This is a genomic window from Bradyrhizobium brasilense, assembly GCF_029714345.1.
In the GTDB taxonomy this organism is placed as follows: domain Bacteria; phylum Pseudomonadota; class Alphaproteobacteria; order Rhizobiales; family Xanthobacteraceae; genus Bradyrhizobium; species Bradyrhizobium australafricanum.
Genome location: NZ_CP121669.1, coordinates 2883914 through 2909687 on the forward strand (window position 1 = coordinate 2883914; position 25774 = coordinate 2909687).

The 25774-nt window shown below is 64.4% G+C and carries 22 protein-coding genes; 14 read left to right on the forward strand and 8 right to left on the reverse strand.

All coding sequences use genetic code 11. From position 1 onward, the window contains the following. The first annotated feature begins 97 nt into the window (after positions 1-97). From QA635_RS13290 to QA635_RS13300, 3 genes are all read left to right on the forward strand, one after another. The gene (locus QA635_RS13290) at positions 98-1333 is read left to right on the forward strand and encodes an extensin-like domain-containing protein (protein WP_283069552.1); all 1236 of its coding nucleotides are present in this window, start codon (positions 98-100) and stop codon (positions 1331-1333) included. Positions 1334-1497: 164 nt separating this feature from the next. Next, positions 1498-1830, forward strand: a complete 333-nt coding sequence (locus tag QA635_RS13295) for a response regulator (protein ID WP_375167091.1) — start codon at positions 1498-1500, stop codon at positions 1828-1830. A gap of 59 nt (positions 1831-1889) precedes the next feature. After that, the gene (locus QA635_RS13300) at positions 1890-2588 is read left to right on the forward strand and encodes an ABC transporter permease (RefSeq protein ID WP_016845814.1); all 699 of its coding nucleotides are present in this window, start codon (positions 1890-1892) and stop codon (positions 2586-2588) included. Here QA635_RS13300 and QA635_RS13305 read toward each other — a convergent pair. Further along, entirely contained in the window at positions 2562-3380 is an 819-nt protein-coding gene (locus tag QA635_RS13305) for an ABC transporter substrate-binding protein (protein ID WP_283069555.1), read from the reverse strand. The genes QA635_RS13300 and QA635_RS13305 overlap by 27 nt on opposite strands. Positions 3381-3520: 140 nt before the next feature. On the opposite strand from QA635_RS13305, the gene QA635_RS13310 reads away from it, so the two are divergent. After that, a complete protein-coding gene (locus QA635_RS13310; RefSeq protein ID WP_283069557.1) occupies positions 3521-4225 on the forward strand; it encodes an SDR family oxidoreductase in 705 nt (234 codons plus the stop codon). Between the two features lie 411 nt (positions 4226-4636). After that, positions 4637-7309, forward strand: coding sequence for a flavin-containing monooxygenase (locus QA635_RS13315; RefSeq protein ID WP_283069559.1), 2673 nt, complete (start codon positions 4637-4639; stop codon positions 7307-7309). Positions 7310-7640: 331 nt separating this feature from the next. Here the strand turns inward: QA635_RS13315 and QA635_RS13320 are convergent, their stop codons facing one another. Both QA635_RS13320 and QA635_RS13325 read right to left on the reverse strand, forming a co-directional pair. Further along, positions 7641-8483, reverse strand: coding sequence for a GNAT family N-acetyltransferase (locus QA635_RS13320; protein ID WP_283069560.1), 843 nt, complete (start codon positions 8481-8483; stop codon positions 7641-7643). A gap of 263 nt (positions 8484-8746) precedes the next feature. Then, positions 8747-9388: a TetR/AcrR family transcriptional regulator gene (locus QA635_RS13325; RefSeq protein WP_038383067.1), complete on the reverse strand. Its 642-nt coding sequence runs from the start codon at positions 9386-9388 to the stop codon at positions 8747-8749. Between the two features lie 187 nt (positions 9389-9575). Here QA635_RS13325 and QA635_RS13330 point away from each other — a divergent pair, with 187 nt between their 5' ends. From QA635_RS13330 to QA635_RS13345, 4 genes are all read left to right on the forward strand, one after another. Beyond that, the gene (locus QA635_RS13330; protein ID WP_283069563.1) at positions 9576-10862 is read left to right on the forward strand and encodes an HlyD family secretion protein; all 1287 of its coding nucleotides are present in this window, start codon (positions 9576-9578) and stop codon (positions 10860-10862) included. Between the two features lie 47 nt (positions 10863-10909). Further along, positions 10910-12499, forward strand: a complete 1590-nt coding sequence (locus tag QA635_RS13335; protein WP_283069565.1) for a DHA2 family efflux MFS transporter permease subunit — start codon at positions 10910-10912, stop codon at positions 12497-12499. Positions 12500-13236: 737 nt separating this feature from the next. Beyond that, positions 13237-13773 carry an REP-associated tyrosine transposase gene (locus tag QA635_RS13340; protein ID WP_283069566.1) on the forward strand — a complete coding sequence of 179 codons (537 nt, stop codon included), beginning with the start codon at positions 13237-13239 and terminating at the stop codon, positions 13771-13773. A gap of 510 nt (positions 13774-14283) precedes the next feature. Next, positions 14284-16083: an ABC transporter ATP-binding protein gene (locus QA635_RS13345; protein WP_283069568.1), complete on the forward strand. Its 1800-nt coding sequence runs from the start codon at positions 14284-14286 to the stop codon at positions 16081-16083. 65 nt (positions 16084-16148) lie between these two features. On the opposite strand, the gene QA635_RS13350 is transcribed toward QA635_RS13345, so the two are convergent. Next, complete coding sequence (locus QA635_RS13350; RefSeq protein WP_018273026.1) at positions 16149-16892, reverse strand: sulfite exporter TauE/SafE family protein; 744 nt, start codon at positions 16890-16892, stop codon at positions 16149-16151. A 200-nt stretch (positions 16893-17092) separates the two neighbouring features. Here QA635_RS13350 and QA635_RS13355 point away from each other — a divergent pair, with 200 nt between their 5' ends. After that, the gene (locus QA635_RS13355; RefSeq protein ID WP_283069571.1) at positions 17093-17827 is read left to right on the forward strand and encodes an alpha/beta fold hydrolase; all 735 of its coding nucleotides are present in this window, start codon (positions 17093-17095) and stop codon (positions 17825-17827) included. Positions 17828-17889: 62 nt separating this feature from the next. On the opposite strand, the gene QA635_RS13360 is transcribed toward QA635_RS13355, so the two are convergent. Beyond that, positions 17890-18795: a transglutaminase family protein gene (locus tag QA635_RS13360; RefSeq protein WP_283069572.1), complete on the reverse strand. Its 906-nt coding sequence runs from the start codon at positions 18793-18795 to the stop codon at positions 17890-17892. A gap of 175 nt (positions 18796-18970) precedes the next feature. Between QA635_RS13360 and QA635_RS13365 the strand changes: the two genes are divergently transcribed. Then, positions 18971-19234 (forward strand): GlsB/YeaQ/YmgE family stress response membrane protein, encoded by a 264-nt coding sequence (locus tag QA635_RS13365; RefSeq protein WP_283069574.1) that lies wholly within the window; start codon positions 18971-18973, stop codon positions 19232-19234. Between the two features lie 165 nt (positions 19235-19399). Here QA635_RS13365 and QA635_RS13370 read toward each other — a convergent pair whose 3' ends face one another. Further along, complete coding sequence (locus QA635_RS13370; protein WP_283069576.1) at positions 19400-21907, reverse strand: arylsulfatase; 2508 nt, start codon at positions 21905-21907, stop codon at positions 19400-19402. Between QA635_RS13370 and QA635_RS13375 the strand changes: the two genes are divergently transcribed. Beyond that, on the forward strand, positions 21906-22046 hold the full coding sequence (locus QA635_RS13375; RefSeq protein ID WP_283069577.1) for a hypothetical protein: 141 nt from the start codon (positions 21906-21908) through the stop codon (positions 22044-22046). The two genes, QA635_RS13370 and QA635_RS13375, sit on opposite strands and share 2 nt — an antisense overlap. A gap of 117 nt (positions 22047-22163) precedes the next feature. On the opposite strand, the gene QA635_RS13380 is transcribed toward QA635_RS13375, so the two are convergent. Further along, on the reverse strand, positions 22164-22691 hold the full coding sequence (locus tag QA635_RS13380) for a hypothetical protein (RefSeq protein ID WP_283069579.1): 528 nt from the start codon (positions 22689-22691) through the stop codon (positions 22164-22166). Positions 22692-22875: 184 nt separating this feature from the next. After that, positions 22876-23055: a hypothetical protein gene (locus QA635_RS13385; RefSeq protein WP_283069580.1), complete on the reverse strand. Its 180-nt coding sequence runs from the start codon at positions 23053-23055 to the stop codon at positions 22876-22878. A 224-nt stretch (positions 23056-23279) separates the two neighbouring features. On the opposite strand from QA635_RS13385, the gene QA635_RS13390 reads away from it, so the two are divergent. Next, the gene (locus tag QA635_RS13390) at positions 23280-24299 is read left to right on the forward strand and encodes a patatin-like phospholipase family protein (protein WP_283069581.1); all 1020 of its coding nucleotides are present in this window, start codon (positions 23280-23282) and stop codon (positions 24297-24299) included. 4 nt (positions 24300-24303) lie between these two features. Further along, on the forward strand, positions 24304-25755 hold the full coding sequence (locus QA635_RS13395) for a GntP family permease (RefSeq protein ID WP_283069583.1): 1452 nt from the start codon (positions 24304-24306) through the stop codon (positions 25753-25755). The last annotated feature ends 19 nt before the right edge of the window (positions 25756-25774 follow it).

Genomic DNA, 25774 nt, shown 5'->3' on the forward strand with positions numbered 1-25774 from the left:
GCCCTGCCGGGTTCCGCCGCATGGTTAAGGACAGCTGAAAACAACGCATCGAAATGCGTTGAAGAGTCTTTAATCAAATTCGCAGAACCTCCGCGCCATGACGCGTGGAGTTCGTTTGTATCTCGTCGGCTCCCTTGTCCTTGTGTCGCTGGCTGGTTGCGGTCGCGGTCTGTTTCAGACCGCCGAGCGCGAACCGTGGCGGGCCGAGGCCGAGGCCGCATGCCTGAAGTCGGGCGCGGTCAAGGAGAGCGCCGACCTCGTCCGCATTGATCCGATCTCCGGTCCTGGCGTTTGCGGCGCCGAGTTCCCACTCAAGGTCGCCGCACTCGGTGAAGCCAGTTCGGCTTACGGATTCGCCGACGACAGCCTGCGGCCGCCGGCATCGATCGGCAACCAGCCGCGCTGGCCGATCAACCGCCAGCCGCCTCCGCCGCCCGCGCAGGCGCCGTATTCCAATCAGGCCGTTGGCCAGCCGAGCTATGGCAACGAGCCGAGCTATGGCAGCCGTCAGAATGGGCCGGTCTCGCTGTCGGCGCCCGGCGTTCCGCCGCAGCAGGACGAGATCGATTTGCCGTCGGAAGGCTCGCCCGATGCCAGGCGCGAGCGACCTTATTATCCGGGCCTGCCATCCAATCCGCAGCGCGACAGCGCGGCCGCGCCCTATTCACCGGCACCGTATTCCCAGCAGCCGCCCGGCGCGCCACCGCCGCCGCGGCTCGGTCCCTCGGGCGGCAATCCGGTGGTGACGGTCGGCCCCGTCGCAGTGAAGCCGGCGGCAACGCTGGCGTGCCCAATCGTCTCGGTGCTCGAGCGCTGGCTCGCCGATTCCGTGCAGCCGGCGGCGCAGCGCTGGTTCGGTGCGCGTGTCGTCGAGATCAAGCAGATCTCGGCCTATTCCTGCCGCGGCATGAACGGCAATTCGCACGCGCATATTTCCGAACACGCCTTCGGCAATGCGCTCGACATCGCAGCTTTCACGCTGGCCGACGGGCGCCGCATCACCGTGAAGGATGGCTGGAAGGGCCTGCCGGAAGAGCAGGGCTTTCTGCGCGATGTCCAGGCCGCCGCCTGCCAGCAATTCACCACGGTGCTGGCACCGGGGTCCAACGTCTATCACTACGACCACATCCATGTGGATCTGATGCGCCGGGCCAGCCGGCGCCTGATCTGCCAGCCCGCCGCCGTCTCGGGCGAGGAGGTCGCGGCGCGTGCCGGCGGCCGTAACCCCTATGCAACGCGCGAACCTTATGTCACAGGATCGCTCGGCGGCAGAAAGCCGGCCCCGCGGGGTAAGGCGGGGGTCAACGAAGAAGACGAATTCGCCGACGAATAGGGACGCGTCTGATACCCGTATTTTTACTGGGTGACACCGTGCAAACGGTAGCCACTTTTATGCTGCATATGCTTCGGAGCCGGGCGCACCCGGCTGATTTCTGGGGGATAGCTTTGCAAGACGCGCCGATCATTCTCGTCATCGAAGACGATCGTGATCTTCAGATGATGGTAGAGGACGCCCTGAGGGACGGCGGCTATGAGCCGGCGATCGCGGGCTCGGGCGAGGAAGCGTTGACGCTGCTGAAGGCGTTCCGCACCAAATACAGCGCACTGGTCACCGACATCCGCCTGCTCGGACGGCTCGACGGCTGGCGCGTGGCGCGCGGCGCCCGCGAGATCGACCCGTCATTCCCGGTGCTCTACATCACCGGCGGCGGCGGCGACGAGTGGCCGACCCGGGGCGTGCCGGACAGCGTGCTGCTGAACAAGCCGTTCTCGCCTGACGAACTGGTCGCGGCCGTGGCCAAGTTGCTCAAGAACGGCGCGCCGGCCTGAGCGACTGATCGTTCCTGCGATTTGACGATGCGCACGTTGCGCGGGCAAAACGTGCCGGCATGAATGATTTCGCACAGTCGATCACGGCGGCGGCATCGCTGATAGCCGGTCGCGATCCGGTCCTGCTTGGGATCGTCGCATTGTCGTTGCGCGTCAGCCTGCTGGCGAGCCTGCTCGCGCTTCTGATCGGCGCGCCGATCGGCGGCTGGCTTGCGATATCGAGGTTTCGCGGACGGCAGGTGGTGATCGTGCTCGCCAATGCCTGTCTCGGCCTGCCGCCGGTCGTGGTCGGCCTCGGGCTTTATCTGCTGCTGTCGCGATCCGGACCGCTGGGCTTCGCCGGGCTGCTGTTCACGCCGACGGCGATGGTGGTGGCGCAGGTCATCCTGGCGACGCCGATCGTGGTTGCGCTGGTGCATCGTCCGGTCGCGCTGCTGTGGGCGGAATATGCCGATTTGATCCGCACCGACGGCCTGTCCCGCCTGCGCAGCCTTGCGCTGGTGTTCTCGCTCGGCCGCGCCTCGCTGCTCACCGCGTTCCTCGCCGCCTTCGGCCGCGCCATCGCGGAGGTCGGCGCCATCATCATCGTGGGCGGCAATATCAGCGGCTATACGCGAACGATGACGACCGCGATTGCGCTCGAGACCAGCAAGGGCGAGTTGGCGCTCGGTCTCGGGCTCGGCGTCATCCTGCTTGCGCTGAGCGTCAGCGTCAGCACGATCGCGTTTCTGCTAGTGCGCGGCGTTGGGGAAAAATAGCTGCTCGCCGCCGACCTTGTAGCCGGCGATGGCCGACTGCCCGGCCTGCGAGACCAGCCAGTCGATGAAGGCCTCGCCGTCCGCGGCCTTCACCGTCGGATGTTTCGCCGGATTGACGAGCATCACGCCGTACTGGTTGAACAGCCGCCGGTCGCCTTCGGTCAGCACGGCCAGCTCGCCGCGGTTCTTGAACGACAGCCAGGTGCCGCGGTCGGACAGCACATAGGCGTTCGACGCGGATGCCATGTTGAGCGCCGGACCCATGCCCTGGCCGATCTCGCGATACCACTGGCCCTTCGCTGAGCCGAGATCGACGCCGGCCGCTTTCCAGAGCCGCAGCTCGGCCTCGTGCGTGCCGGAGCGGTCGCCGCGCGAGATGAAGGCCGAACTGGTCGCAGCGATCTTGCGCAGGGCATCCGCGACATCCTTGTCGCCGGCGATATGCGCCGGATCGGCCTTCGGGCCGACGATGACGAAATCGTTGTACATCACGTCATATCGCCTGGTCGCAAAGCCCTCGGCCAGGAATTTCTCTTCGGCCACGCGATCATGCACGAACACGACATCGGCATCGCCGCGCCGTCCGATGTCGAGCGCCTGTCCGGTGCCGACCGCGACCACCTTCACGGCAATGCCCGAGGCCTCCGAGAACCGCGGCAGCAGATAGCCGAACAGGCCGGACTGTTCGGTCGATGTCGTCGAGGCGACGGTGACGGACCGGGTCTGCGCGAGTGTGGGGCCGGCGAACAGCAGCGCGGCGGCGATGACAAGGTGTCGAAGGAGGGATGTCATGTGAATACTGCGTACCGGAGAACGATGTCGGTCACCATGCCGCATTTCGTCCGGTGACGCAAAGCAGGCGCGATGTCGCGCGCTGCGATCGGCGGTGATAGGGTCGCCTCGAACGAAGCAACAAGAAGGGATATCAGGTCATGGCTTTGGAGAAGGTCGCGCTCGTTACCGCAGGCGGCAGCGGCATGGGAGCGGCGGCGGCGCGGCGCCTCGCGGCCGATGGTTTCCGCGTTGCGATCCTGTCGTCGTCGGGCAAGGGCGAGGCGCTGGCGAAGGATCTCGGCGGCCTCGGCTTCACCGGCTCGAACCGTTCCAACGATGATCTGAAACGCGCCGTCGATGGCGTGGTGGAGCGTTGGGGCCGCATCGATGCGCTGGTCAACAGCGCCGGCCACGGCCCGCGCGCGGGCGTGCTCGAACTGACCGACGAGCAGTGGCACACCGGTCTCGACGTCTACCTGATGAACGTGATCCGCCCGACGCGTCTCGTCGCGCCTCACATGCAGGCGCAGAAGTCGGGCGCGATCGTCAACATCTCCACTGCCTGGGCGTTCGAGCCGAGCGCGATGTTTCCGACCTCGGCGGTGTTCCGCGCCGGGCTCGCCGCGTTCACAAAACTGTTCACCGACAGCTACGCCGCCAGCAATGTGCGCATGAACAACGTGCTGCCGGGCTGGATCGACAGCCTGCCGGCAACCGACGAGCGCCGCGACAGCGTGCCGATGAAGCGCTACGGCAAGGCGGAAGAGATCGCCGCAACCATCAGCTTCCTCGTCTCCGACGGCGCGGGCTACATCACCGGCCAGAACATCCGCGTCGACGGCGGCCTGATGCGGTCGATTTGAGGCAACTGCTAACCCGTCATCCTCAGGGGTGACTCATAGTCAGACTCTGAGGCGCAAGTGAGCTAGAGATTCACAAGCGGCACCAAATGTTCGGTGTCGTCCCGGCGTAAGCCGGGACCCATAACCACCGATGGTCATCGTTTGCGCGTCGATGGAACGACGAGTCCCGTCCACAACATCCGCCGCGGAGTATGGGTCCCGGCTTTCGCCGGGACGACATCAAAGTGTGCGGCGCCGTTCGTACCTGTTGCGTCGCCACAACTTACTTCACCAGTTGCGTCTACGCGCTGCGCGGCGCGCTCCAGGCCGCGGGCGTCACAATTGCGGCGACCTCTGATTGCGTTTGTCGTGATGACAAACTGAAGGCGCAGGGCTAGCCTTCCGTCAAATCAAAACATACGGAGGAATGGCATGCCAGACGCAGCAGTTGCAGCACGCGCTTCAGACTCCACGCAGAGCGGAACCACGCAGCAGGTCGACGTTGCGGTGGTCGGCGCCGGCTTCGCCGGACTTTACCTGCTGCATCGGTTGCGCAAGGCGGGCTTCTCGGCGGTCGCGCTTGAAGAGGGCTCCGATGTCGGCGGCACCTGGTACTGGAACCGTTATCCCGGCGCACGCTGCGACATCCAGACCATCGACTACAGCTACACCTTCGATCCCGAGCTCGATCAGGCCTGGACCTGGTCGGAGAAATACGCGACCCAGCCGGAAATCCTGCGCTATCTCGGCTTCGTCGCCGACCGCTACGATCTGCGTCGCGACATCAGGTTCGGCACCAAGGTCACGCAGGCGACCTGGAATGATGCGACCTCGCGCTGGCAGATCTCGACCAACAACGGCGCCAACGTCTCGTGCCGCTACTACATCATGGCGACCGGCTGCCTGTCCTCGCCGAAGCCCCCGGAGATCGACGGCGTCAAGGACTTCAAGGGCGAGATCTATTTCACCGGCCGCTGGCCGCATCAGGGCGTCGATCTCAAGGGCAAGCGCGTCGCCGTGATCGGCACCGGATCGTCGGGCATTCAGTCCATACCGATCATCGCCGAGCAGGCCGCGCATCTCACCGTGTTCCAGCGCACGCCGAACTTCGCGCTGCCTGCGGGCAACGGCCCGGCGCCGGAGGATCGCAAGACCTATTTCGAGAGCGATCGTGCTGCCTATCGCGACCAGGCGCGCTGGTCGATGGCCGGCGTGCCCTATCCGCAGCAGACCGTGGTGAGCTGGCAATTGAGCGACGCCGAGCGCCGCGAGCGGTTCGAGAAGGCGTGGGCGGCGGGCGACCTCGTCCACATCCTGACCCAGCTCTGGGCCGACCAGGCGGTCGATGTCGACGGCAACAGACTGGTGGCCGATCTGATCCGCGAGAAGATCGGCGCTGTGGTCAAGGATCCGGAGACGGCGGCGGCGCTGGCCCCGCATGATCATCCGTTCGGCGCCAAGCGTCCCTGCCTCGATACCAACTACTACGCGACCTACAACCGCCCGAACGTGACGCTGGTGAATCTGCGGCAGGAGCCGATCAAGGGGATCACCGCTAGCGGCATCTTCACCAACGGACGCAAGTTCGACGTCGACGTCATCGTGTTCGCCACCGGCTTCGACGCGATGACCGGGGCGATCATGGCGGTGCATCCGATCTCCGGCCGCGGCGGCAAGTCGCTGTCGGATGTCTGGGCGCACGGACCGCAGACCTATCTCGGCGTCACCGTCGCGGGCTTCCCCAATCTGTTCATGATCACCGGCCCCGGCAGCCCGTCGGTGCTGTCGAACATGGCTGTCTCGATCGAGCAGCATGTCGATTGGGTGGTGGAGCGGATCGCCGCGCTGCGCGACGCCGGCTTCGCCACGATGGAAGCGACCGAGACCGCGCAGGCCGGCTGGGAACGCCACATGGCCGATTGCGCGACGCTGACGCTGCACCGGCTCGCCAACACCTGGTACACGGGCGCCAACGTGCCCGGCAAGCCGCAGGGCGTGATGCCGTATACCGGCGGCGTCGGTCCGTATCGCAGCATCTGCAACGAGGTGGTCGGTCGCGGCATGCTCGGCTTCAGGCTCACGGGCCCCGGCGTTGCCGAGCAATGCAATGACGGCGAGATCGTGCGCTTGCAGCCGGATGTGCGGCTGGTGCTGAACCTGCTCGGCGAGATGAACCTGCCGCCGCTCGAGACGATGGGGGCGCAGGGCGCGCGCGACTTCCTTACCGAGTTCAACAAGGGCCGTCCTGCCGGCCGCCCGGTCGGCGAGGTCGGCAGCGGCATGCTGCAGGGCGCGGACGGTCCGCTGCCGTACAAGCTCTACCGGCCGGCGACGCCGGGGCCGCATCCGATCGTGGTGTATTTCCACGGCGGCGGCTGGGTGCTCGGCGACGAGATGTCGGACGATCCGTTCTGCCGCGACCTGTGCCGGCGCACCGGCATGATCGTCGTCAGCGTCGGCTATCGCCATGCGCCCGAGCATCGCTTCCCGGCCGCGGCCGAGGACGGTTTTGCCGCGGCGCGCTGGATCGCAGCCCACACCGCCGAGCTCGGCGGCAGGGCAGGGCCGCTGCTGGTCGCCGGCTGGAGCGCCGGCGGCAACATCGCGGCCGTCACCTGCCAGCTCGCGCGCGATCGCGGCGGGCCCGAGATCGCGGGCCAGCTCCTGATCTGTCCGGTCACGGATTCCACATTCGACCGGCCGTCCTATGTCGACAACGCGACCGGCTATTTCCTGACCCGCGGGCTGATGTACTGGTTCTGGGACCTGTACTGCTCGCCGGCCGACCGCACCGACCCGCGCGTCGCTCCGCTGCGCGGCAAGCTCGAAGGCCTGCCGCCGGCGTTCATCGCGACCAGCGAGTTCGACCCACTGCGCGACGAGGGCATCGCCTATGGCGACGCGCTCGCCAAGGCCGGCGTCAAGGTCGAGCAGCTCAAGGCGCAGGGCCACTTCCACTCGTCGTTCGTGATGGTCGACGTCATCATCACCGGCGTCAGCGGCCGCGTGAAGATGGCGAAGGCGCTGCGGCGCTTCGCCGGCCTGCCCGAGGAGGTCGAGCAGGACAACGTCGCCGCGCCGGAGGTCAACGCGGCGGCGAACTAGATCGGGTTTGAATTGCAGCCGCGCTCCTCTCCCGCTTGCGGACACTTGCGGGGGAGGCGCGTTGCGAAAATATCGAAAACAACCCCATGCAAAGGGGCCGGCGGCGGCAGACGTTCGACCAAGCCACTTGACACGTCGGGCAACTCACGGATATATTTCTAATATCCCGAAATCGCGCAGACGCACGCTCGCCTCAGCGTGCGTATGGCATTTGCGTGCTTCTGTAACCGACGTTTCCACGTCGTTATGGCCGATAGCCATATGCTATAGCCCTGCGTTTGCGGGGGAGGTGTAGCAGTCTGCGGCGATACTTATCCGGCTTCATCTAGCGCTAACCGAGTTCGAACGTCGTCACGCCGAACACGCGATCAATCCGCAATGGCGGGATCGTACCGGTATACATCCGCGCGGTCTCGAACACCGGTGACAACCCGAGGTCTTGCGCCAAGGCGACGGCGTCGCGGTTGACCGCGGGGACGTCGAGGAAGATCTCGCCGCCGCCTGCGCTCGCAAGCAATGCCGCGAGAACGGCCCCGGCGCCGGCACGGTCGTCGGCAACGAGCGGGCCGATCTTGCAGCCGGTTCGGCAGGGGCGGATCACGCCCCAGCCGGCCAGCTGGCCGCCGCGCATCAGCGCGCGTCCGACATGTCCCGGCGTGTTGATCCAGCTGCGCAGGAAGGCCGGGCGGGGCGCGGGAAATACCGTGGCGTCATCGGCCTCGATCAGCGCCATCGGTACATCGCTCAGCGCGACGATGCCGGCATTCGGTGCCGGCGGTGCGGCGACAGTGCCGCCATAGCGCACATTGGCGTAGGCGAGCGCGAAGCCGGACTTCTGGTAGTTCGCCTGCTGGGCCACCACGCCATCGAGCCCGATCACGCGCGGGCGCGCATGCGCGATGGCCGCATTCCAGATCTTCAGGCCATGGCCGCGGCTGCGCAGATCCGGACGCACGATGTAGATGCCCAGAAAGGAAAATTGCGCGCCGTAATTGACGCAGGAGATCACCGCGGCCGGCTCGCCATCGAGCTCGCCGATGAAGAAGCCCTGCGGGTCCTCGGCGGCAAAGCAGGGCGCATCGGCGAGACCGGGATTCCATCCCTCCGCCGCGGCCCAGTCCACCGCGAGCGCGATCTCGTTTGGCCGCATGTGTCGGATGGTGAGGTCGTTCATGGTCGATCGCCTCGTCGTGCTGGAGTTATTGATCGTGCACATCGACGGCTGGAGAACAATACCCCCCGTGACGATCTAAAGAACCTACGTCCGTCATGTTGATGAGGCTGCCAACGGTCCGCGCAAAGCGCGGCCCGTTGATAAACTACGCGGTCGTCTCAAGCACGACGGCCAATCGGGCCGCGCATGCTTCGAGGCTCGCTACGCGAGCACCTCAGCATGACGGGCCGAAGAGCGCGCTGGTCCGCGATAAGACGTCGATCTCACCCGGCCTTCGGCCGGTACGCCGCGAAGAACACGCGCGTCGCGCTGTCGACGACGGTTGCGATCCGCTCCGGCGAGGGCGACGGCCTGGCCTGGAAGATGAACGCCTGGAACAGCGTCGCCTGGCACATCTGCATGAACTGCCAGGCCGCGAGCTGGTAGTCGTCGATCACGAGCTCGCCGAGCGCGGCGCGCGCCTCGAGATAGGCGGCGAAGCGGTCGACGGTGTGGGCGATGACGTGAGTGTAGAACCGGCTGCCGAGCTCGGGCATCCGCTCGGCGATCGCCATCACGGTTCGGATCGCCGAGCCGCCGCCGGGCCGGCACAACACCGCGACATAGGCGCGGCCGAATTCGGGGAGGGTGGTGTCGACGTCGCGCGCCGGATCGAAATTGAAGGCGACCTTGCCCTGCTCGAGCTTCTCTTCCTCGACGATCGCCGCGAACAGCCCGGCCTTGTCGGGGAAATAGACGTAGAGCGTGCCCTTGGAGACGCCGGCAGCGCGCGCGATCTCGCCCATGCTCGCGCCGTCAAAGCCGAGCTCCAGGAACACCTTGCGGGCGCCGTCCAGGATCTGGCGACGTTTCGACGATTCCTCCTCGCCGACGGATTGGAGGGAGGTTCGGGGCGCTGCAACCATTGATTTAGCTTCTCGGGAAAGAACTCAACCCAGAGTAGGAAAGGGAAGAATCGAAGCTTTATAATCTAACAGGCGGAATATAGATTGACCGAACCGTTCGGTCAATGGTATCTCAGGAGTGACGATGCGCCGCACGGCCCTTATTCTGCCATCGCGCGCGTCAAGATTTTTGTGGGGAGCCTCGGCTATGGCCGCAGCACGGGATCAGGCTGCACGCATTGTTCGTTCCGAGCCTGAGATGGCCGAGGACGCGATCGCACGCGACGCATCCGCCGATCTCGGCGAGCAGGGCCGGGCCGATGAAGCCAAGCGCCCCGCTGAGGCGCCGCCCGCTTCTGCGCCCGAGCAGCCGGCGGCTTCGCCCGCTGCGGCGCCGGCGCCGAAATCCGGCAAGCGCAAATTCGTGATGATGGGCGTGGTCGGCCTGCTCGCGCTCGCCGCAGCAAGCTATGCCGCCTATTACCTGATGGTCGGGCGCTTCTACGTCTCGACCGACGATGCCTATGTCCGCGCCAACAACTCCATGCTCGGCGCGCGCGTCGCGGGGCATATCGCGGCGATCCTGCCCGGCGACAACGCACTGGTGCGCGCGGGCGACGTGATTTTCCGGATCGATGACGGCGATTACCGTATCGCGGTCGACGCCGCGCGCACCCGGATCGCGACCCAGCAGGCGACGATCGAGCGCATCGGCCGCCAGGTGGCGGCGGCGGCGAGCTCGGTCGAGCAGGCGCAGGCCCAGCTGGTGTCCGCGCAGGCCGGCCTGAAGCGCGCCGATCTCGATTTCGACCGCCAGCAGGCGCTCAGCACCAAGGGTTTTGCTTCGCGCGCCACCTTCGAAGTCTCGGAGGCCGGCCGCGATCAGGGCGCGGCCAGCGTGCGTTCCGCGCAGGCGGCCTATGATGCTGCCAAGGACAATGTCGAGGTGACCAAGGCGCAGCAGGCCGAGGCCCGCGCCCAGCTCGCCGAACTGCAGACCCAGCTCGCCAAGGCCGAGCGCGATCTCGAATTCACCAATGTCCGTGCGCCGGTCGACGGCACCTTCTCCAACCGCCTGGTCAACACCGGCGACTATATCAATGTCGGTCAGCGGCTCGGCAACGTGGTGCCGCTCGACGGCGTCTACATCGACGCCAACTATAAAGAGACCCAGCTCAAGCGCATCCGCACCGGGCAGCGCGTGACGATCAAGGTCGACGCCTACGGCTTCCGCAAGTTCACCGGCCTCGTCGACAGCATTTCGCCGGCGGCGGGCTCGGTGTTCACGCTGCTGCCGCCCGACAACGCCACCGGCAACTTCACCAAGATCGTGCAGCGCCTGCCGGTCCGCATCCGCGTGCCTGCCAGCGTCGCCAGGCAGGGCCTCTTGCGCGCCGGCATGTCGGTCTACACCACCGTCGACACCCGCGAGGGCGCGGCGGATGCCGATGCCGAAACCGATCTCGACGCGCCGATGATGATCCATCCGCAGTGATGTCTTGAAGCTTCGGACAGTGTCCGAGGCTCGGAGCCGATGAGCCCATGGCCGACGCGACCACTGCTTCGCCCTCGATGATGACCGGCGCCTCGGAGTCCGAGCGCATCCAGCCGAAGCGGCTGGTTGCCTTCATCATCATGGTGTTCGGCATGTTCATGTCGATCCTGGACATCCAGATCGTCTCGGCCTCGCTGTCCGAGATCCAGGCCGGCCTGTCGGCGAGTTCGACCGAAGTGTCGTGGGTGCAGACCGCCTATCTGATCGCCGAAGTGATCGCGATTCCCTTGTCTGGATTCCTGTCGCGCGCGCTCGGCACAAGGCTGTTGTTCGCGATCTCGGCGTTCGGCTTCACCGCCTCGAGCCTGCTGTGCGGCTTCGCCTCCTCGATCGAGCAGATGATCCTGTGGCGCGCGCTGCAGGGCTTTCTCGGCGCCGGCATGATCCCGACGGTGTTCGCCTCGGCCTACACGATCTTCCCGCGCAGCAAGTTCCACATCGTGGCGCCGATCATCGGCCTCGTCGCGACGCTGGCGCCGACGGTTGGACCGACCGTCGGCGGCTACATCACCGACCTGATGTCGTGGCACTGGCTGTTCTTCATCAACATCGTGCCTGGCGTCATCATCACGGCAGGCGTGCTGGCGCTGGTCGATTTCGACCAGCCGAACTTCGCGCTGCTCGAGCGCTTCGACTGGTGGGGCCTGATCTTCATGGCCGGTTTCCTCGGCTCGCTCGAATATGTGCTGGAGGAGGGTCCGCAATATGAGTGGCTGCAGGACACCTCGGTCGCGGTCTGCGCCGCGATCGGCTTCGTCTCGGCGGTCGCGTTCTTCTGGCGCGTCTTGACCGCGGAGGAGCCGATCGTCGATCTCTACGCCTTCAGTAACCGCAACTTCGCGGTCGGCTGCGTGCTGCAGTTCTGCATCGGCATCGGGCTCTATGGCCTGACTTACGTCTATCCGCGCTATCTCGCGGAGGTTCGCGGCTACAGCGCGCTGATGATCGGCGAGACCATGTTCGTCTCCGGCGTCACCATGTTCTTGATGGCGCCGGTGGTCGGGCGGCTGATGCAGAAGGTCGATTTGCGCTACATCATCGCCTTCGGCCTCGTCACCTTCGCGCTCGGCTCCTGGCAGATGACCTGGATCACCCGCGACTATGATTTCTACGAGCTGCTGCTGCCGCAGATCCTGCGCGGCATCGGCATGATGTGCGCGATGGTGCCGACCAACAACATCGCGCTCGCAACGTTGCCGCAGGATCGCGTCAAGAACGCTTCCGGCCTGTTCAACCTGATGCGCAACCTCGGCGGCGCGGTGGGGCTCGCCGTCATCAACGAGGTGCTCAACGACCGCACCGATCTGCACATCTCGCGGCTGCATGACCGCGTGACCTGGGGCAACACCACCGCGGTCGAGACCCTCAACATGTTCACCCAGCGCATGCAGGGCATGGGCGATTCCGCCGTCATGGCGATGAAGCAGCTCTCGCAGATCGTGCACCGTCAGGCAGCGGTGATGGGCTATGGCGATGCCTTCTTCATGCTGTCGCTGTTCTATGTCGCGCTCAGCCTTCTGGTGCTGTTCGTCAACAAGCCGCCGTCGATGACCGCAGGCGGCGGCGACGCGCATTAGGTGGTGTCATCGGTTTTTCGTAGCCCGGATGCGCGAAGCGATATGCGGGACCGATCTCGGCAGTTCATCACTGAACGTGACGCGCCCCCGGATATCGCTTCGCGCATCCGGGCTACGAAGCTTCGAGATCCCAGCCGCTGATCTGTATTGACGCAAGCGTCTGCTAGTCTGCAATATTCTGGCATCGTAGCCCGCATGAGCGAAGCGACATGCGGGACCGATCTCAGCATTTCATCACTGAACGTGACGCGGCCCCGGATATCGCTTCGCTCATCCGGGCTACGAAGCTTCGAGATCCCAGCCGCTGATCTGTATTGACGCAAGCGTCTGCTGATCTGCAATATTCTGGCATCGTAGCCCGCATGAGCGAAGCGACATGCGGGACCGATCTCGGCAGTTCATCACCGAAAGTAACGCGGCCCCGGATATCGCTTCGCTCATGCGGGCTACGAAGCTTCGAGATCCCAGGCATTGATCTGTATTGACGCGAGCGTCTGCTAGTCTGCAATATTCTGGCATCGTAGCCCGCATGAGCGAAGCGACATGCGGGGCCGATCTCAGCATTTCATCACTGAAAGTGACGCGGCCCCGGATATCGCTTCGCTCATCCGGGCTACGAAGCTTCGAGATCTCAGGCGCTGATCTGTATTGACGCAAGCGTCTGCTAATCTGCAATATTCTGGCATCGTAGCCCGCATGAGCGAAGCGACATGCGGGAATGCTGCGGGAACTGGGGCATGGTCAGATACCGACGCAACTTCATCCCGGGCGGTACCTTCTTCTTTACGGTCACACTCGATGACCGGCGATCCAGCCTACTCGTGGATCATATCACGGCGTTGCGGGATGCGTTCGGTATCGCCCGTCGCGAACGTCCGTTCTCAGTCGACGCAGTGGTGGTGCTCCCCGATCACCTCCACGCGATCCTTACACTGCCGCAAGGCGATTCCGATTTTGCAGGTCGTTGGCGTCGGATCATCAAAGGACACTTCAGCAGCCGGTTGCTTGCTGCCTCGATAGAGCTGAAGCGTCGATCGAATGGTGATCTGGCGCTTTGGCAGCGGCGGTTTTGGGAGCACACTATCCGCGATGAAGATGACTTCGCGCGGCACGTTGATTACATCCATTTCAACCCCGTCAAACATGGCTTGGTCCGGCGCGTGTGCGATTGGCCGCATTCCTCGTTTCATCGCTATGTGAGGGAGGGTGTGTTGCCATTCGACTGGGCGGGCGATGCGGGAGAAGGCGGAAGTTTTGGCGAACGTCCTGAGTGAGAAGGGTTGGCGGATCTTCATTCGTAGCCCGCATGAGCGGAGCGATATGCGGGACCGATCTCAGCAGTTCATCACTGAACGTGACGCGGCCCCGGATATCGCTTCGCTCATCCGGGCTACGAAAGTGTGCCGTTGTCGCCGGGCTGAGTGCATCGCATCGGCGCGCGGGCTGCGCCCGGTCGCGTGAATAGCTGATATCGCCGACACATTGACGCACTCACGCCGATGTTACCTTGCCAATCGCGCGTGATGCATTTATAAGCAGCGCTTCCTTACTCGAACCGGGGAGATGCGCATGAAGTCGTTTATTTCGCAGATCGCGCGCCCGCGTTCGACGGTGCTGGACGCGTTTAAGCGTTAGCTCCCGACGTTGATCGGGCCTGATCCCCGATCAGCAAAACTTCCCAACACGCTATCGACAATTTCCAGCGGCGCTCGCGGTCGGATTCTGCCCGCACGTCGCCTCAGATGGAGCCGGCACGCGCTGCAAAGGCGTGGCCGGAATGTGCCATGACCTCTCTGACGACCAAGCGGCCGGCCGCAATCCGGATCGTGCTCCCCTTTGTCTTCCGCCATTGGCTGGAACAGCCGCTGCGTGCCTCCGCGGTGACGGCGGGATTCCTCGGCGCAACCGCGGCCGACCTGTTCATGCCGGTGTTCTCCGGCCATCTGGTCGACGCGCTGACCGCGGGCGCCACCGATGCGGCCGCGCGCCATGCGGCGATGCTGGCGTTCGGCGCCATCGTCGGCCTCGGCGCGCTGTCGCTGGTGCTGCGGCTGGTCGGCATCCAGACCATCGTGCCATTCACGCTGAAGACCATGTCCGATGTCGGGCAGCAGGCCTTCATGCGGGTGCAGCGCTTCTCGACCGACTGGCACGCCAATTCGTTCGCCGGCTCCACCGTGCGCAAGATCACGCGCGGCATGTGGGCGCTCGATTTGCTGAACGACACCATCCTGATGGCGCTGCTGCCGTCGGTCGTGGTGCTGCTCGGCTCGATGATCCTGCTCGGCGTGCATTGGCCGCAGCTCGGCGCGGTGATCGCGGTCGGCTCGGTGATCTATGTCGCGATGACCATGGTGTTCCAGGTGCGCTACGTGGCGCCTGCCGCGCGCGTTTCCAATGCGTGGGACACCAAGGTCGGCGGCACGCTGGCCGACGCCTTGACCTGCAACGCGGCGGTGAAATCGTTCGGCGCGGAGACGCGCGAGGACATGCGGCTCGACGGCGTCATCAGCCGCTGGCGCCGGCGGGTGCGGCGGACCTGGTTCCGCTACAACCATACCTCGACGGCGCAGCTCGTGGTGCTGCTGTGCTTCCGTGCCTCGGTGATCGGTGGTGCGATCCTGCTGTGGGCGCAGGGCCGTGCCACGCCGGGCGACGTCACCTATGTGCTGACCAGCTACTACATCATCCACGCCTATCTGCGCGATGTCGGCATGCACATCAACAACCTGCAGCGTTCGGTGAACGACATGGAGGAACTGGTGCAGATCCATGGCGAGCCGCTCGGCATTGTCGATGCGGATGATGCTGGGACGATCGACATCCAGGGCGGCCGCATCGTGTTCGACGACGTCACCTTCCACTATGGCGGCCATCGCCGGCCGCTCTATGACGGGCTGTCGGTCGACATCGATGCCGGCGAGCGGGTCGGCCTGGTCGGGCGCTCCGGCTCCGGCAAGACGACCTTCGTCAAGCTGGTGCAGCGGCTCTACGACGTCTCCGCTGGCCGGATCCTGATCGACGGTCAGGACATCGCCAAGGCGACGCAGCAATCGCTGCGCAGCCAGATCGCGATCGTGCAGCAGGAGCCGATCCTGTTCCACCGCACGCTGGCGGAGAACATCGCCTATGGCCGGCCGGGCGCCGGCATGGAGGCGATCGAGCAGGCGGCGCGGCTTGCCAATGCGCACGACTTCATCATGCGGTTGCCGAAGGGGTACGGCACGCTGGTGGGCGAGCGCGGCGTCAAGCTGTCGGGCGGTGAGCGGCAGCGCGTGGCGCTGGCGCGCGCCTTCCTGGCCGATGCGCCGATCCTGATCCTGGACGAGGCGACCTCGAGCCTCGATTCGGAATCCGAGGCGCTGATCCAGCAGGCGATGGAACGGCTGATGAAGGGCCGCACCTCGATCGTGATCGCGCACCGGCTGTCGACCGTGCGCAGCATGGATCGCATCCTGGTGTTCGACCGCGGCGAGATCGTCGAGCAGGGCACGCATGAGGTGCTGGCCGCGCGTCAAGGCGGCATCTATCGCGGCCTGTTCGAGCGCCAGGCGACCGAGTTCGGCCAGGCCGCGGCTGAGTGAGATGGCGCGCGAGCTGGAGCGTCGATTCTGATTGGATCAGAACCGGCGCTCTCGCATCGCCTGCGCTATTTCGGCGCCAGCCCGTTCCACACCAGCGCGACGCCGGACAGGAACAGCAGCAGCAGCACGACGTCGGAAAAATTGCGGTCGCTGAGCGCGTGATAGAGCCGCGCGCCGAGCCAGGCGCCGAGCAGCGTCCCCGGAAACGCGCATGCCACCAGCCAGATCAGCTCGGGCTTCACCAGGCCGCTTGCGATCTGCACGCAAAGCGCGGCCGCCAGGATCGTGAAGTTGAAGATCTGGAACACGCCGCGGCGCTGCTGCTTGCCCCAGCCGCGCACGCTGGCCCACAGGATCGGCAGCGGGCCGGACAATCCGGCGAGGCCGCCGAGAATGCCGCCGGCAAATCCGATCGCGCCGTCGGCCCATTTGCCGCCGAAGGCGATCGACATCGGCTTGCGCTGCAGGAACAACGCGGTCGGAAACACCAGCAGGAAGACGCCGATGGTCAGCTTGAAGACCTCGGGGTCGGCCCGCGCGATCAGCAGGATGCCGATCGGCACGCCGGCGAGGCCTGCGATGACGAACGGCCAGACCAGACGGAAATCGATGCTCTTCCAGATCGACGGCAAGGTCGAGAGCTGCGCGATGACCGAGCAGACCAGCACCAGCGGCACCGCGAGTGTCGGCGGCAGCACATAGAGCCAGATGCCGAGCGCCATCAGCGCGGTGCCGAAGCCGGCAAGGCCGGAGACGAAACCGCCGGCAAGCGCGCCGAAGAACAGGATCGCATAGCTTGCCGGGGTCATTTTTTCTCCTTCGTCATTCCGGGATGGTCCGAAGGACCAGACCCGGAATCTCGAGATTCCACAATGCGCAGTTGCGCATTAGGGTTCGATGCTGGCGCATCGCCCCGGAATGACGGTGGTATTTGGCGCCACGTTTACACAACGCGTCTCGCAGGTACTATTCAAAATCGCGGCTCATCAACGACAATCGGAACGGAAGCATGCCCAACACTTCAGGCTCGCCTGCGAATTCGCAAAAAACCTTTCTGGTCTGTCACGGCGCCTGGTCGGCAGGCTGGGCATGGAAGAAGATGCATCCCCTGATGCAGGCCGCCGGACATCGGCTGGTCACGCCGAGCTACACCGGGCTTGGCGAGCGCGCGCATCTTGCGCATCAAGGACTCGACCTCGAGGCACATATCCAGGATGTGCTCAGCGTCATCAGTTACGAGGACCTGCACGACATCGTGCTGATCGGGCACTCCTATGGCGGCATGGTCGCGACCGGCGTCGCCGACCGGGTGCGCGAGCGCATCGCGCAGATGATCTATATCGACGCCTTCGTGCCGAGCGACGGCCAGTCGCTGTTCGATCTCAACGAATCGGCGATCGAGACCATGCGTGAGTTCGCGAGCGACGGCGACGGCTGGCGTATTCCGCCGATGCCGGTGCCGCCGGACACGTCGCCCGCAGACGTCGCATGGCTGAGCGCGCGGCGCGTCGACATGCCGATCAAATGCTTCGAGCAGAAATTGAAGTTGAAGCACGGCGAGAGCAGCCTGCCGCGCAGCTACATCTACGCCACCCGCACCACGCAGGCCGACACGTTCGGCCAGTTCGGCCGGCGCATCAGGAACGAAGCCGGCTGGCGCTATTTCGAGATCGACGCCAGCCATTCGCCGAACGTCACCGCGCCGGAGGCGCTGATGGCGATGCTGCAGGAGATCGTCGCGTGATGAGCCGTCGTACCATACAACGCGCAGCATCGAGGCGTCGCGGTTAGCACAGCGAGTTCCAACTATCCTTCCGAAGGATCGTGCACTTCGCCGATCTTGTGGACTGCGACATTGATCGACATGCCGAGGTAATCGGTGGGTTCGCCGAACCACGAGCCGGCCAGCGGAACAGCCTGGCCCGGATGCCGCGCAATGGCCACCGGGATGAGGTCAAAGCCGCTGCTGAGGCAGTTGGTCGGGTCATAATCCAGCCAGCCGGCGCCGGGAAGGAACACCTGCACCCATGCGTGGGTCGCGCCCGAGCCGGTCATCCCCACGTCGCCGCCATCGAGCGCCGCGTCGTACAGATAGCCGCTGACGAAGCGGGATGCGAAGCCGAGCCGGCGCAGCGTCTCGATCATCAGCCAGGCAAAGTCCCGGCAGGTGCCCGATTTGGTGCGTAGCGTCTCGTTCGGAGATTGGGTGCCTTCCGCATCTCTCCCGCGATAGCTGAACCCGCTGCGAAACGTCTCGAGCATCCGGTGCAGCACGTCGATGGTGCGATCCTGATCGCCGGCAACGAAGCTTTTGGTCCAAGCCGCGAGGCTGCCGTCCGGATCTTCGGCATGCGGACGCAGGTAACCGGAAAGGTCGGTCCATTCGTCCGGGGTATACTGCACGGGGACTTCGTCAGCCCGGGACTCCAGCGGAAACGCCTCGATCCCCTTGATGCCGAAATAGATGCCGCGAACCTTGAACGTGAATGTGAGCTCGCTGCCCTGTGCGTTGAATTCAATCACCGTGACGGCGTTGGAGCGGGAGTCGGTGACCCAATGCACCTTCGACGGCACGCTCGTGCGTGCGGACCAGCTGAGCAGGCGGGTTGAGGCGCCACGCCGCGGCAGGAACATCGCCCGGTGCGTCCCGAACCTGACCGGCTTTGCATAGCGGTAGATCGTGGTGTGCGTGATTTCGCCAATGATCGCCATGCCCTGGTCCGCTTAGCGACGTGTGCAGCACGGCGGCCGCGCCACGCCAAGTCATGTCGAGCCCGCCTCCGCTGCCGGATACAATGGGTTTGGCCGGGAGAACGTTGATCTATCTCAATGGTCGCGGGTTCGTTTGGGGCGTGGATGCGCGAATTAACCGAATGGAGCGATGGAAATGGGCATCCTCTGGACGATCATCATTGGATTTATCGTAGGAGTAATCGCGAAGTTCATCATGCCCGGCAACAAATCCGAGCCCACGGGATTCATTCTGACCACGGTCTTGGGCATCGTCGGCGCGTTCGTCGCGACCTATCTCGGTCAAGCGGTGGGATGGTATCGGTTCGGGGAGGGTGCAGGCTTCATCGGCAGTGTCGTCGGCGCAATCATCCTGCTTTTCGCGTACGGGCTTTTCACTGGCCGCGAAGGGCGCGCTTGATTGCGATTGCGACCAGCGTTGCCGACGGCGAGCGCGATTGCGCAAATGCACCAGATCGCTTCCTGGTGAGCGAACTGGTGCAAGCCTTCCGCACCGACGGCGCTGTTCTGGACTGCAGGTGCGGGCTCTCCGCCATGTGGCGCGGCCCGCACGCATGCCCTGCGATCAGTCGGCGCTGGCCTTTTCCTGCATCGCCGCCTGCAGTTTTTTGATGTCCGCGGGCGTGAGTTGCGGCCGGTCGACCTTGATCGTGAGTTTGTTGAGCTTGGCCGTCAACGGGAATGGAGGCCTATAGTCTGCATCGTTCACGCTCGTGAGCGTGTCGGAGCCGATGTCGAAGCTCTCGTCCCACTGGAGGATCATCGGCAGCGTCTTCTCCATCTTCTGGCTAGCAACCGCCTTGCCGTCGACCTTCAGCGTGCCGGTGCCGGGCTGAGCGAGGCCGCTGAAATCGTTGTACGCGAGCGTGCCGGCACCAATGCCGTCGTATTTGAAATCGAACTCAACCGTGTGCCGGCCCGGCGACAGCGCATCAGGGCCCTCCCACCTGATGCGTTCGAGATCGACCATGTTCCAGAGGAAGACCGGTTTGCCCTGCAGCAGGTAGAAGCCATAGCCGGCGAAGCGGCCCCCCGAAGTCAAGATCATGCCTTCGGCGCCGCCCTGCGGCACATCAATGTCCGCAGTGATCGTGTACGAGGTATTGAGCAGCGCGGGCGAATCCCCCTGCGGCAATCCCGTCATCGGCCGCGTGTACACGAATTCCTTGCGGCCGGCGGTGATGTTCGGGCGCGGTGCCACGATGCGGGCCGCGACGGAAGCATCGAGCGGGAAGACCTGATACTTCCTGGCTTCGGAAACGAACTTCTGCCGCATCGCCTTGACCTTCTGCGGGTTCTGCGCCGCGATGTCCTCGGTCTGGCTGAAGTCGTTGTTCAGGTTGTAGAGCTGGAAGACCTGATTGTTGAGCGGATCCGGGTTCGCCGGGCCGAACGTCTGCCAGGGCGCGCGGTTGACTTTGGTGGAGAGCATCCAGCCGTCGTCATAGAGAGCCCATTGGCCGAACATCTCGAAGTACTGGGTCTTGTGACGCGAGGAGGTCTTCGCGTTCGCCGCGTCGAAGGTGTAGGCGAAGCTGGTGCCTTCGATCGGTGCCTGCTTGATGCCGTCGACGATCTCGGGCGCGCGGATGCCGGCCGCCTCGAGGATCGTGGGGACGACGTCGATCACATGCACGAACTGCTCGCGCAAGGCTCCCTTGTCCTTGATGCGTGCCGGCCACGACACCACCATGTTCTGGTTGATGCCGCCGAGCCTGGAAGCATTCTGCTTGAACCAGTCGAACGGGGTGTCGAATGCCCACGACCAGCCGGCGGACATGTGGTTGTAGGTCTGTTCGGTGCCCCAGACGTCGTAGAACTTCATCTGCACGTCTGCCGGCAGCTCGTTCAGGCCGTTGAAGAACGCAACCTCGTTCGGCGTGCCGAGTGGTCCGCCTTCGGCGCTGGTGCCGTTGTCGCCGTTGATGTAGATGACAAGCGTGTTGTCGAGCCGGCCAAGATCCTGGAATTGCTGGATCACGCGGCCAATCTCGTGGTCGCTGTAGGCGGCATAGGCGGCAAAGACCTCGACCTGGCGGATGAAGAGCTTCTTTTCCACGGGGCTCAACTGGTCCCACGGCTTCAGCATCTCGTTGGGCCATGGTGCGAGCCTGGTGTTCCTGGGAACGACGCCGAGACGCTTCTGGTTCTCGAGGATGCGCTCGCGCAGCTTCTCGTAGCCATCGTCGAACAAATGCATCGCGCTGATCTTGTCGACCCACTCCTTGGTGGGGTGGTGCGGCGCGTGGGTGGCGCCGGGCGCGTATTTGATGAAGAGCGGTTTCGACGGATCGGTCTGGTGCATCCGCGTCATCCAATCGATGGCGTCGTCGGCCATCGCGGTGACCAGGTTCCAGGTGCCGGGCGGCTTGCCCTGGAACGGATAAATCTGCGTCGTGTTGCGGAACAGGTTGGGCTCCCACTGGTTGGCGTCGCCGCCGACGAAGCCATAGAAATACTCGAAGCCCATGCCGACCGGCCATTGGTCGAACGGCCCGACCTGGCTCGCGGCAAAGGCAGGCGTGTTGTGCTCCTTGCCGAACCACGAAGTGCCGTAGCCGTTGTCGAGCAGGATCCGACCGATTGTGGCTTTATCCTTGCCGATAATGCTGTTGTAGCCCGGGAAGCCGGTCGACTGCTCGGAGACCACGCCGAAGCCAGCCGAATGGTGATTGCGCCCGGTGATCAGCGCCGCGCGGGTCGGTGAGCAAAGCGCGGTGGAGAAGACGCGGTTGTAGCGCAGGCCGTCATTGGCGATGCGGTCCATCGCCGGCGTCGGGATGACGCCGCCAAAGGTGCTCGGCACGCCGAAACCGGCGTCGTCGGTGATGATCAGGAGTACGTTCGGTGCGTCCTTGGGCGGGACGACACGCGACGGCCACCACGGCTTCGACTGCAGGGCGCCGTCCTTGATGATACCGCCGAACTTGGGATCGGGTGGCGGAAGCTGCCTTCCGTCGATTGCTGTCGTGGCGCTGGGCGAGCCGGGTGCGCCGGTGCTTTGCTGGGCTAGCGCCGAAGTGGAGATGAGCAATCCAAGGGTAAGAGCTGACACAGCTTTGGGGCAATGCATGGCGACGCTCCCGATTCAAAAAATATGGGCAGCGTCACCTGTCATGGCGGTTGCGACATTGATGTACATCAAGCCGGAAAGCGCGGGCGAGGATTGGAGCGATCTCGACCAGGTCAGCGGCATTGACCAATGCCGCTGAAACGCCGCGCCCTGTCCGCTTCGGCATGGGGGAGGCCGCGCGCAACCGCGACGGCTGGCATATGCCGCGGGATGCCGATGCCGCGCCGGAATCAATCAGCCGCTTGTTTGCGCGGGATCATGCACCGCGCGCGTCGCGGACGGCTTGAGCGACCTTTGTCGCCTGCGATACGCGTCCGATCTTTGCGCCTGCGATGATCTTTCGTCGGCGTTCGCTTGGCTTCGACGCCATGCCTTCGCCCGCGGTGGCTCCAGCCGGGGGACGCGTTGTGAAGTTCGCGGCCCGGTGCAGCGCGAGGGCCTTTCGCGCCGCTTCGACATGCGCGGTCCGGGTTGCCAGATTGTGCTGACGCCTCAGCTCCGTGTTGACCCGTTTCAGCGCCGCCGCGAACACCTGCTTACGCTCCGAGGCATGCTTGGCGGTTCCTGGAAAGCTCGTGCCGCGAGCCTCGGCTTTTCCGCGGCTCTCTCGCTGCTTTTGTCGGCCGACCGTTCGCTCCTTGTCGCGCATCTTGCGCAAGCGGGGTCGCATGGCCTCGAGCTCGCTCACCTCGACGTCGTAGATGGCGGGATGATGCGTCAGGCGGATTGCTTCATATTCTTCGTGGCTGAGGATGCTGCGTTCGAACTTGCAGGCGACCGACATTCCTATTCCTCCTCTTGATCTTCTTGAATCTCGGGGCAGAAGGACACGTCCAGCTCTGGCGGATCATAGCTGCAATGCCGCCGGATGGCCAATCTGCCACTATCCAAACTCGGCCAGCGCTTCGATCGCAGTGATCGATTGTCTTGCTGTGGCGTCAAAGCACAGTGGCTCCTACTTTGGGCTCCTACTTTTCTGCTTCGTCGTCCTTGAGACGAATCCCCTCAGTCCGCAGAGCCGCAAACAGAGCCGCGATATCTTCGGGCTCCATATTGTTGGGGCACATCCCGTTCAGTTGCTCCGTCGTGATCGAGCCGGTACTCCTGGCGATGTCTCTCGCCTTCGCCATGATCTTCTGAAGGTCCATCTGCGATCCTCCGCGAGAGGCACACTCTACGCCCGCCACCCCATGCATGTCGCCTTTTAAGAAACGTGGGCCTGTGGCGGCACTGAAGCGATCGCTTCGCTTCGAGTTGAGATAATATCGTTCGAAGTTCGCCATCGGAATTGGGCAGCGACCGCAACTTTGTCTCGCATGTTCGGTTAAACTGCGACATAATGAACGCCTCGCGTGCTGGTGAGCATGGATTCATGAACCGCAGCCCCGTGCTCGTAGACCTGGCGCTTCAAGGTGGGGGATCGCACGGTGCGTTCACGTGGGGTGTCCTGGATCGGCTTCTCGAAGAACCATGGTTTCAGATTGCGGGCATATCCGGGACATCGGCCGGAGCGATGAACGCAGCCGTGCTGGCGGATGGTTGGACCGCGGGCGGCGCTGCCGGCGCACGCGAAGCGCTTGAAAAATATTGGCGAAGCGTCTCGCGCGCCGCCGCATTCAGTCCGTTGCAACGGTCGCCGCTCGACCGCCTGATGGGACGCTGGTCGCTTGACAGCTCCCCGGCCTATCTCTTCACCGATTTGATGTCGCGGATGCTTTCACCCTATGACCTCAATCCGCTTGGCTTCAATCCGCTACGCGACATATTGAACGACAGTATCGATTTCGAGCGTCTTGCACGCGCGCCGATCAAGCTCTTCATCACCGCCACGCGCGTGCGTACGGGCCGCGGACGGATTTTTCGCAACGCGGAGATTACCGCGGAAGTCCTGCTTGCGTCGGCTTGCTTGCCAACGATGTTTCGCGCGATCGAGATCGATGGCGAGCCCTATTGGGACGGCGGCTACGCGGGCAATCCCACGATTACACCGCTCGTTCGCGAGACCGACGCGCGCGACACCGTCGTCGTCCAGATCAACCCGACCGAGCGTCCGGAGCCGCCGCGCACGGCCGCTGACATTCTCAACCGGCTTAACGAGATCTCATTCAACTCGCCGTTGGCAAAGGAGCTGCGGATGATCGCGTTGCTTCGCCAGGTCGCCGACCCCGGCACAGGGGAAGGCGCCCGCTGGGCGCAGATGAAGACGCACCGGATCAAGAGCGACATGCTCGCGACGTTCGGTTCGTCATCCAAGCTTAATGCCGAATGGGCGTTCGTGGCGAAGCTGCACGAGGAAGGGCGGCGAGCCGCCGGTGAATTCCTTGACGCGCATGGCGCCGATCTCGGTGAGCGTTCGACCGCGGATCTCGATATTCTGCTGGCGGAGTGCTGAGACGATGGGTCTTCTCGGCATTGTCGTCGGGCTTGGACTGCTGGTCTGTCTTGCTTTCCGCGGTTGGAGCGTGCTGCTGCTCGCGCCGCTCTGTGCGCTGGTGGCCGCAGCCTTCGGTGGCGAACCGCTGCTCGCCAACTGGACGCAGACCTTCATGGGTAGTGCGTCGGAGTTTCTCGCGCAGTTCTTTCCTATTTTTCTGCTTGGCGCCGTGTTCGGAAAGCTGATGGATGACAGCGGCGCGGTCGCTGCGGTCGCGGGCTTCATCTCCCGGTGCCTGGGCGAACGCCGGATCATCCTCGCGGTCGTGCTCGCAGGCGCACTGGTCACCTACGGCGGCGTCAGCCTGTTCGTCGCCTTCTTTGTCATCGTTCCGATGGCGCAGTCGCTGTTTCGCACGGCGGGGATTCCACGTCGTCTGGTACCGGCGGCGGTCATTCTCGGGACTTCGACCTTCACCATGTCGGCGCTGCCGGGCACGCCGTCGATACAGAATGCGATACCGATGCCTTTCTTCGGCACGACCCCCTTTGCCGCACCGGGCCTCGGCGTTGTCGCATCGATCATCATGCTGGGCGTCGGGCTGTGGTGGCTGCTTCGCGCGGAGAAAGCAGCGCATCGCGCAAAAGAGGGCTATGGCGACGAGCCGCCGGTGCCGGCGGATGCAGCCGACGATGAGCTGTTGCGCGAGCGGGCTACGACGGCGCGGGAATTCGACCCGGCGGAGTTCCGCCACGGATATCACAGCGATGCCGCCGTCCCGATTTTCAACGCCTTGCTTCCCCTGATCGTCGTCGTCGCCGTCAATCTGGTGATGTCGCTGGTTGTGCTGCCTCGGCTTGATTTCTCGTTCCTGGCCGAACAGCGGTGGGGAAATACATCACTGGCTGCCGTGGCAGGTGTCTGGTCGGTGGTCGTGGCGTTGGCGGGAGCGATCGTGACGGTCATCCTCTGCAACTGGACGCGGCTGCCCGCACTGCGACGAACCATGGATGCCGGTGCCAACGCGTCAGTCTTGCCGGCGCTGAGCGTCGCAAGCCTTGTCGGATTCGGCGCCGTTATCGCCTCGCTTCCCGCTTTCGGCGTGGTGCGGGACTGGGTGTTGCGAATTGAGGGCGGTCCATTGGTGTCGCTCGCGGTCGCGACGAACATCCTTGCGGCGCTGACGGGGTCGGCTTCCGGCGGCTTGACGATCGCGCTCGATGCGCTGGGACGGACCTATATGGATCTTGCCGCGGAGGCGGGTATTGACCCCGGCCTGTTGCATCGCGTCGCGGTGATCGGTTCGGGAACGCTGGACATTCTACCTCACAACGGCGCTGTCGTTAGCCTGCTTGCGATCTGTGGGCTCAAGCATCGCGATAGCTATCTCGACATTGTCATGGTCGGCATTGTGAGTTCTGTCATTGCTCTCGCAGCGGTGATTGCGATCGGCACCGCATTCGGGTCGTTCTGACGCAAGCTGACGGGTTGGC

Bases quoted from the DNA above. Each gene is read 5' to 3' on its own strand.
- QA635_RS13290 (WP_283069552.1), top strand. From the start codon at position 98: ATGACGCGTGGAGTTCGTTTGTATCTCGTCGGCTCCCTTGTCCTTGTG.
- QA635_RS13395 (WP_283069583.1), top strand. From the start codon at position 24,304: ATGGGTCTTCTCGGCATTGTCGTCGGGCTTGGACTGCTGGTCTGTCTT.
- QA635_RS13310 (WP_283069557.1), top strand. From the start codon at position 3,521: ATGGCTTTGGAGAAGGTCGCGCTCGTTACCGCAGGCGGCAGCGGCATG.
- QA635_RS13330 (WP_283069563.1), top strand. From the start codon at position 9,576: ATGGCCGCAGCACGGGATCAGGCTGCACGCATTGTTCGTTCCGAGCCT.
- QA635_RS13355 (WP_283069571.1), top strand. From the start codon at position 17,093: ATGCCCAACACTTCAGGCTCGCCTGCGAATTCGCAAAAAACCTTTCTG.
- QA635_RS13320 (WP_283069560.1), bottom strand. From the start codon at position 8,483: ATGAACGACCTCACCATCCGACACATGCGGCCAAACGAGATCGCGCTC.
- QA635_RS13385 (WP_283069580.1), bottom strand. From the start codon at position 23,055: ATGGACCTTCAGAAGATCATGGCGAAGGCGAGAGACATCGCCAGGAGT.
- QA635_RS13325 (WP_038383067.1), bottom strand. From the start codon at position 9,388: ATGGTTGCAGCGCCCCGAACCTCCCTCCAATCCGTCGGCGAGGAGGAA.
- QA635_RS13370 (WP_283069576.1), bottom strand. From the start codon at position 21,907: ATGCATTGCCCCAAAGCTGTGTCAGCTCTTACCCTTGGATTGCTCATC.
- QA635_RS13375 (WP_283069577.1), top strand. From the start codon at position 21,906: ATGGCGACGCTCCCGATTCAAAAAATATGGGCAGCGTCACCTGTCATG.
- QA635_RS13340 (WP_283069566.1), top strand. From the start codon at position 13,237: ATGGTCAGATACCGACGCAACTTCATCCCGGGCGGTACCTTCTTCTTT.
- QA635_RS13350 (WP_018273026.1), bottom strand. From the start codon at position 16,892: ATGACCCCGGCAAGCTATGCGATCCTGTTCTTCGGCGCGCTTGCCGGC.
- QA635_RS13380 (WP_283069579.1), bottom strand. From the start codon at position 22,691: ATGTCGGTCGCCTGCAAGTTCGAACGCAGCATCCTCAGCCACGAAGAA.
- QA635_RS13300 (WP_016845814.1), top strand. From the start codon at position 1,890: ATGAATGATTTCGCACAGTCGATCACGGCGGCGGCATCGCTGATAGCC.
- QA635_RS13335 (WP_283069565.1), top strand. From the start codon at position 10,910: ATGGCCGACGCGACCACTGCTTCGCCCTCGATGATGACCGGCGCCTCG.
- QA635_RS13365 (WP_283069574.1), top strand. From the start codon at position 18,971: ATGGGCATCCTCTGGACGATCATCATTGGATTTATCGTAGGAGTAATC.
- QA635_RS13295 (WP_375167091.1), top strand. From the start codon at position 1,498: ATGATGGTAGAGGACGCCCTGAGGGACGGCGGCTATGAGCCGGCGATC.
- QA635_RS13390 (WP_283069581.1), top strand. From the start codon at position 23,280: ATGAACCGCAGCCCCGTGCTCGTAGACCTGGCGCTTCAAGGTGGGGGA.
- QA635_RS13345 (WP_283069568.1), top strand. From the start codon at position 14,284: ATGACCTCTCTGACGACCAAGCGGCCGGCCGCAATCCGGATCGTGCTC.
- QA635_RS13315 (WP_283069559.1), top strand. From the start codon at position 4,637: ATGCCAGACGCAGCAGTTGCAGCACGCGCTTCAGACTCCACGCAGAGC.
- QA635_RS13305 (WP_283069555.1), bottom strand. From the start codon at position 3,380: ATGACATCCCTCCTTCGACACCTTGTCATCGCCGCCGCGCTGCTGTTC.
- QA635_RS13360 (WP_283069572.1), bottom strand. From the start codon at position 18,795: ATGGCGATCATTGGCGAAATCACGCACACCACGATCTACCGCTATGCA.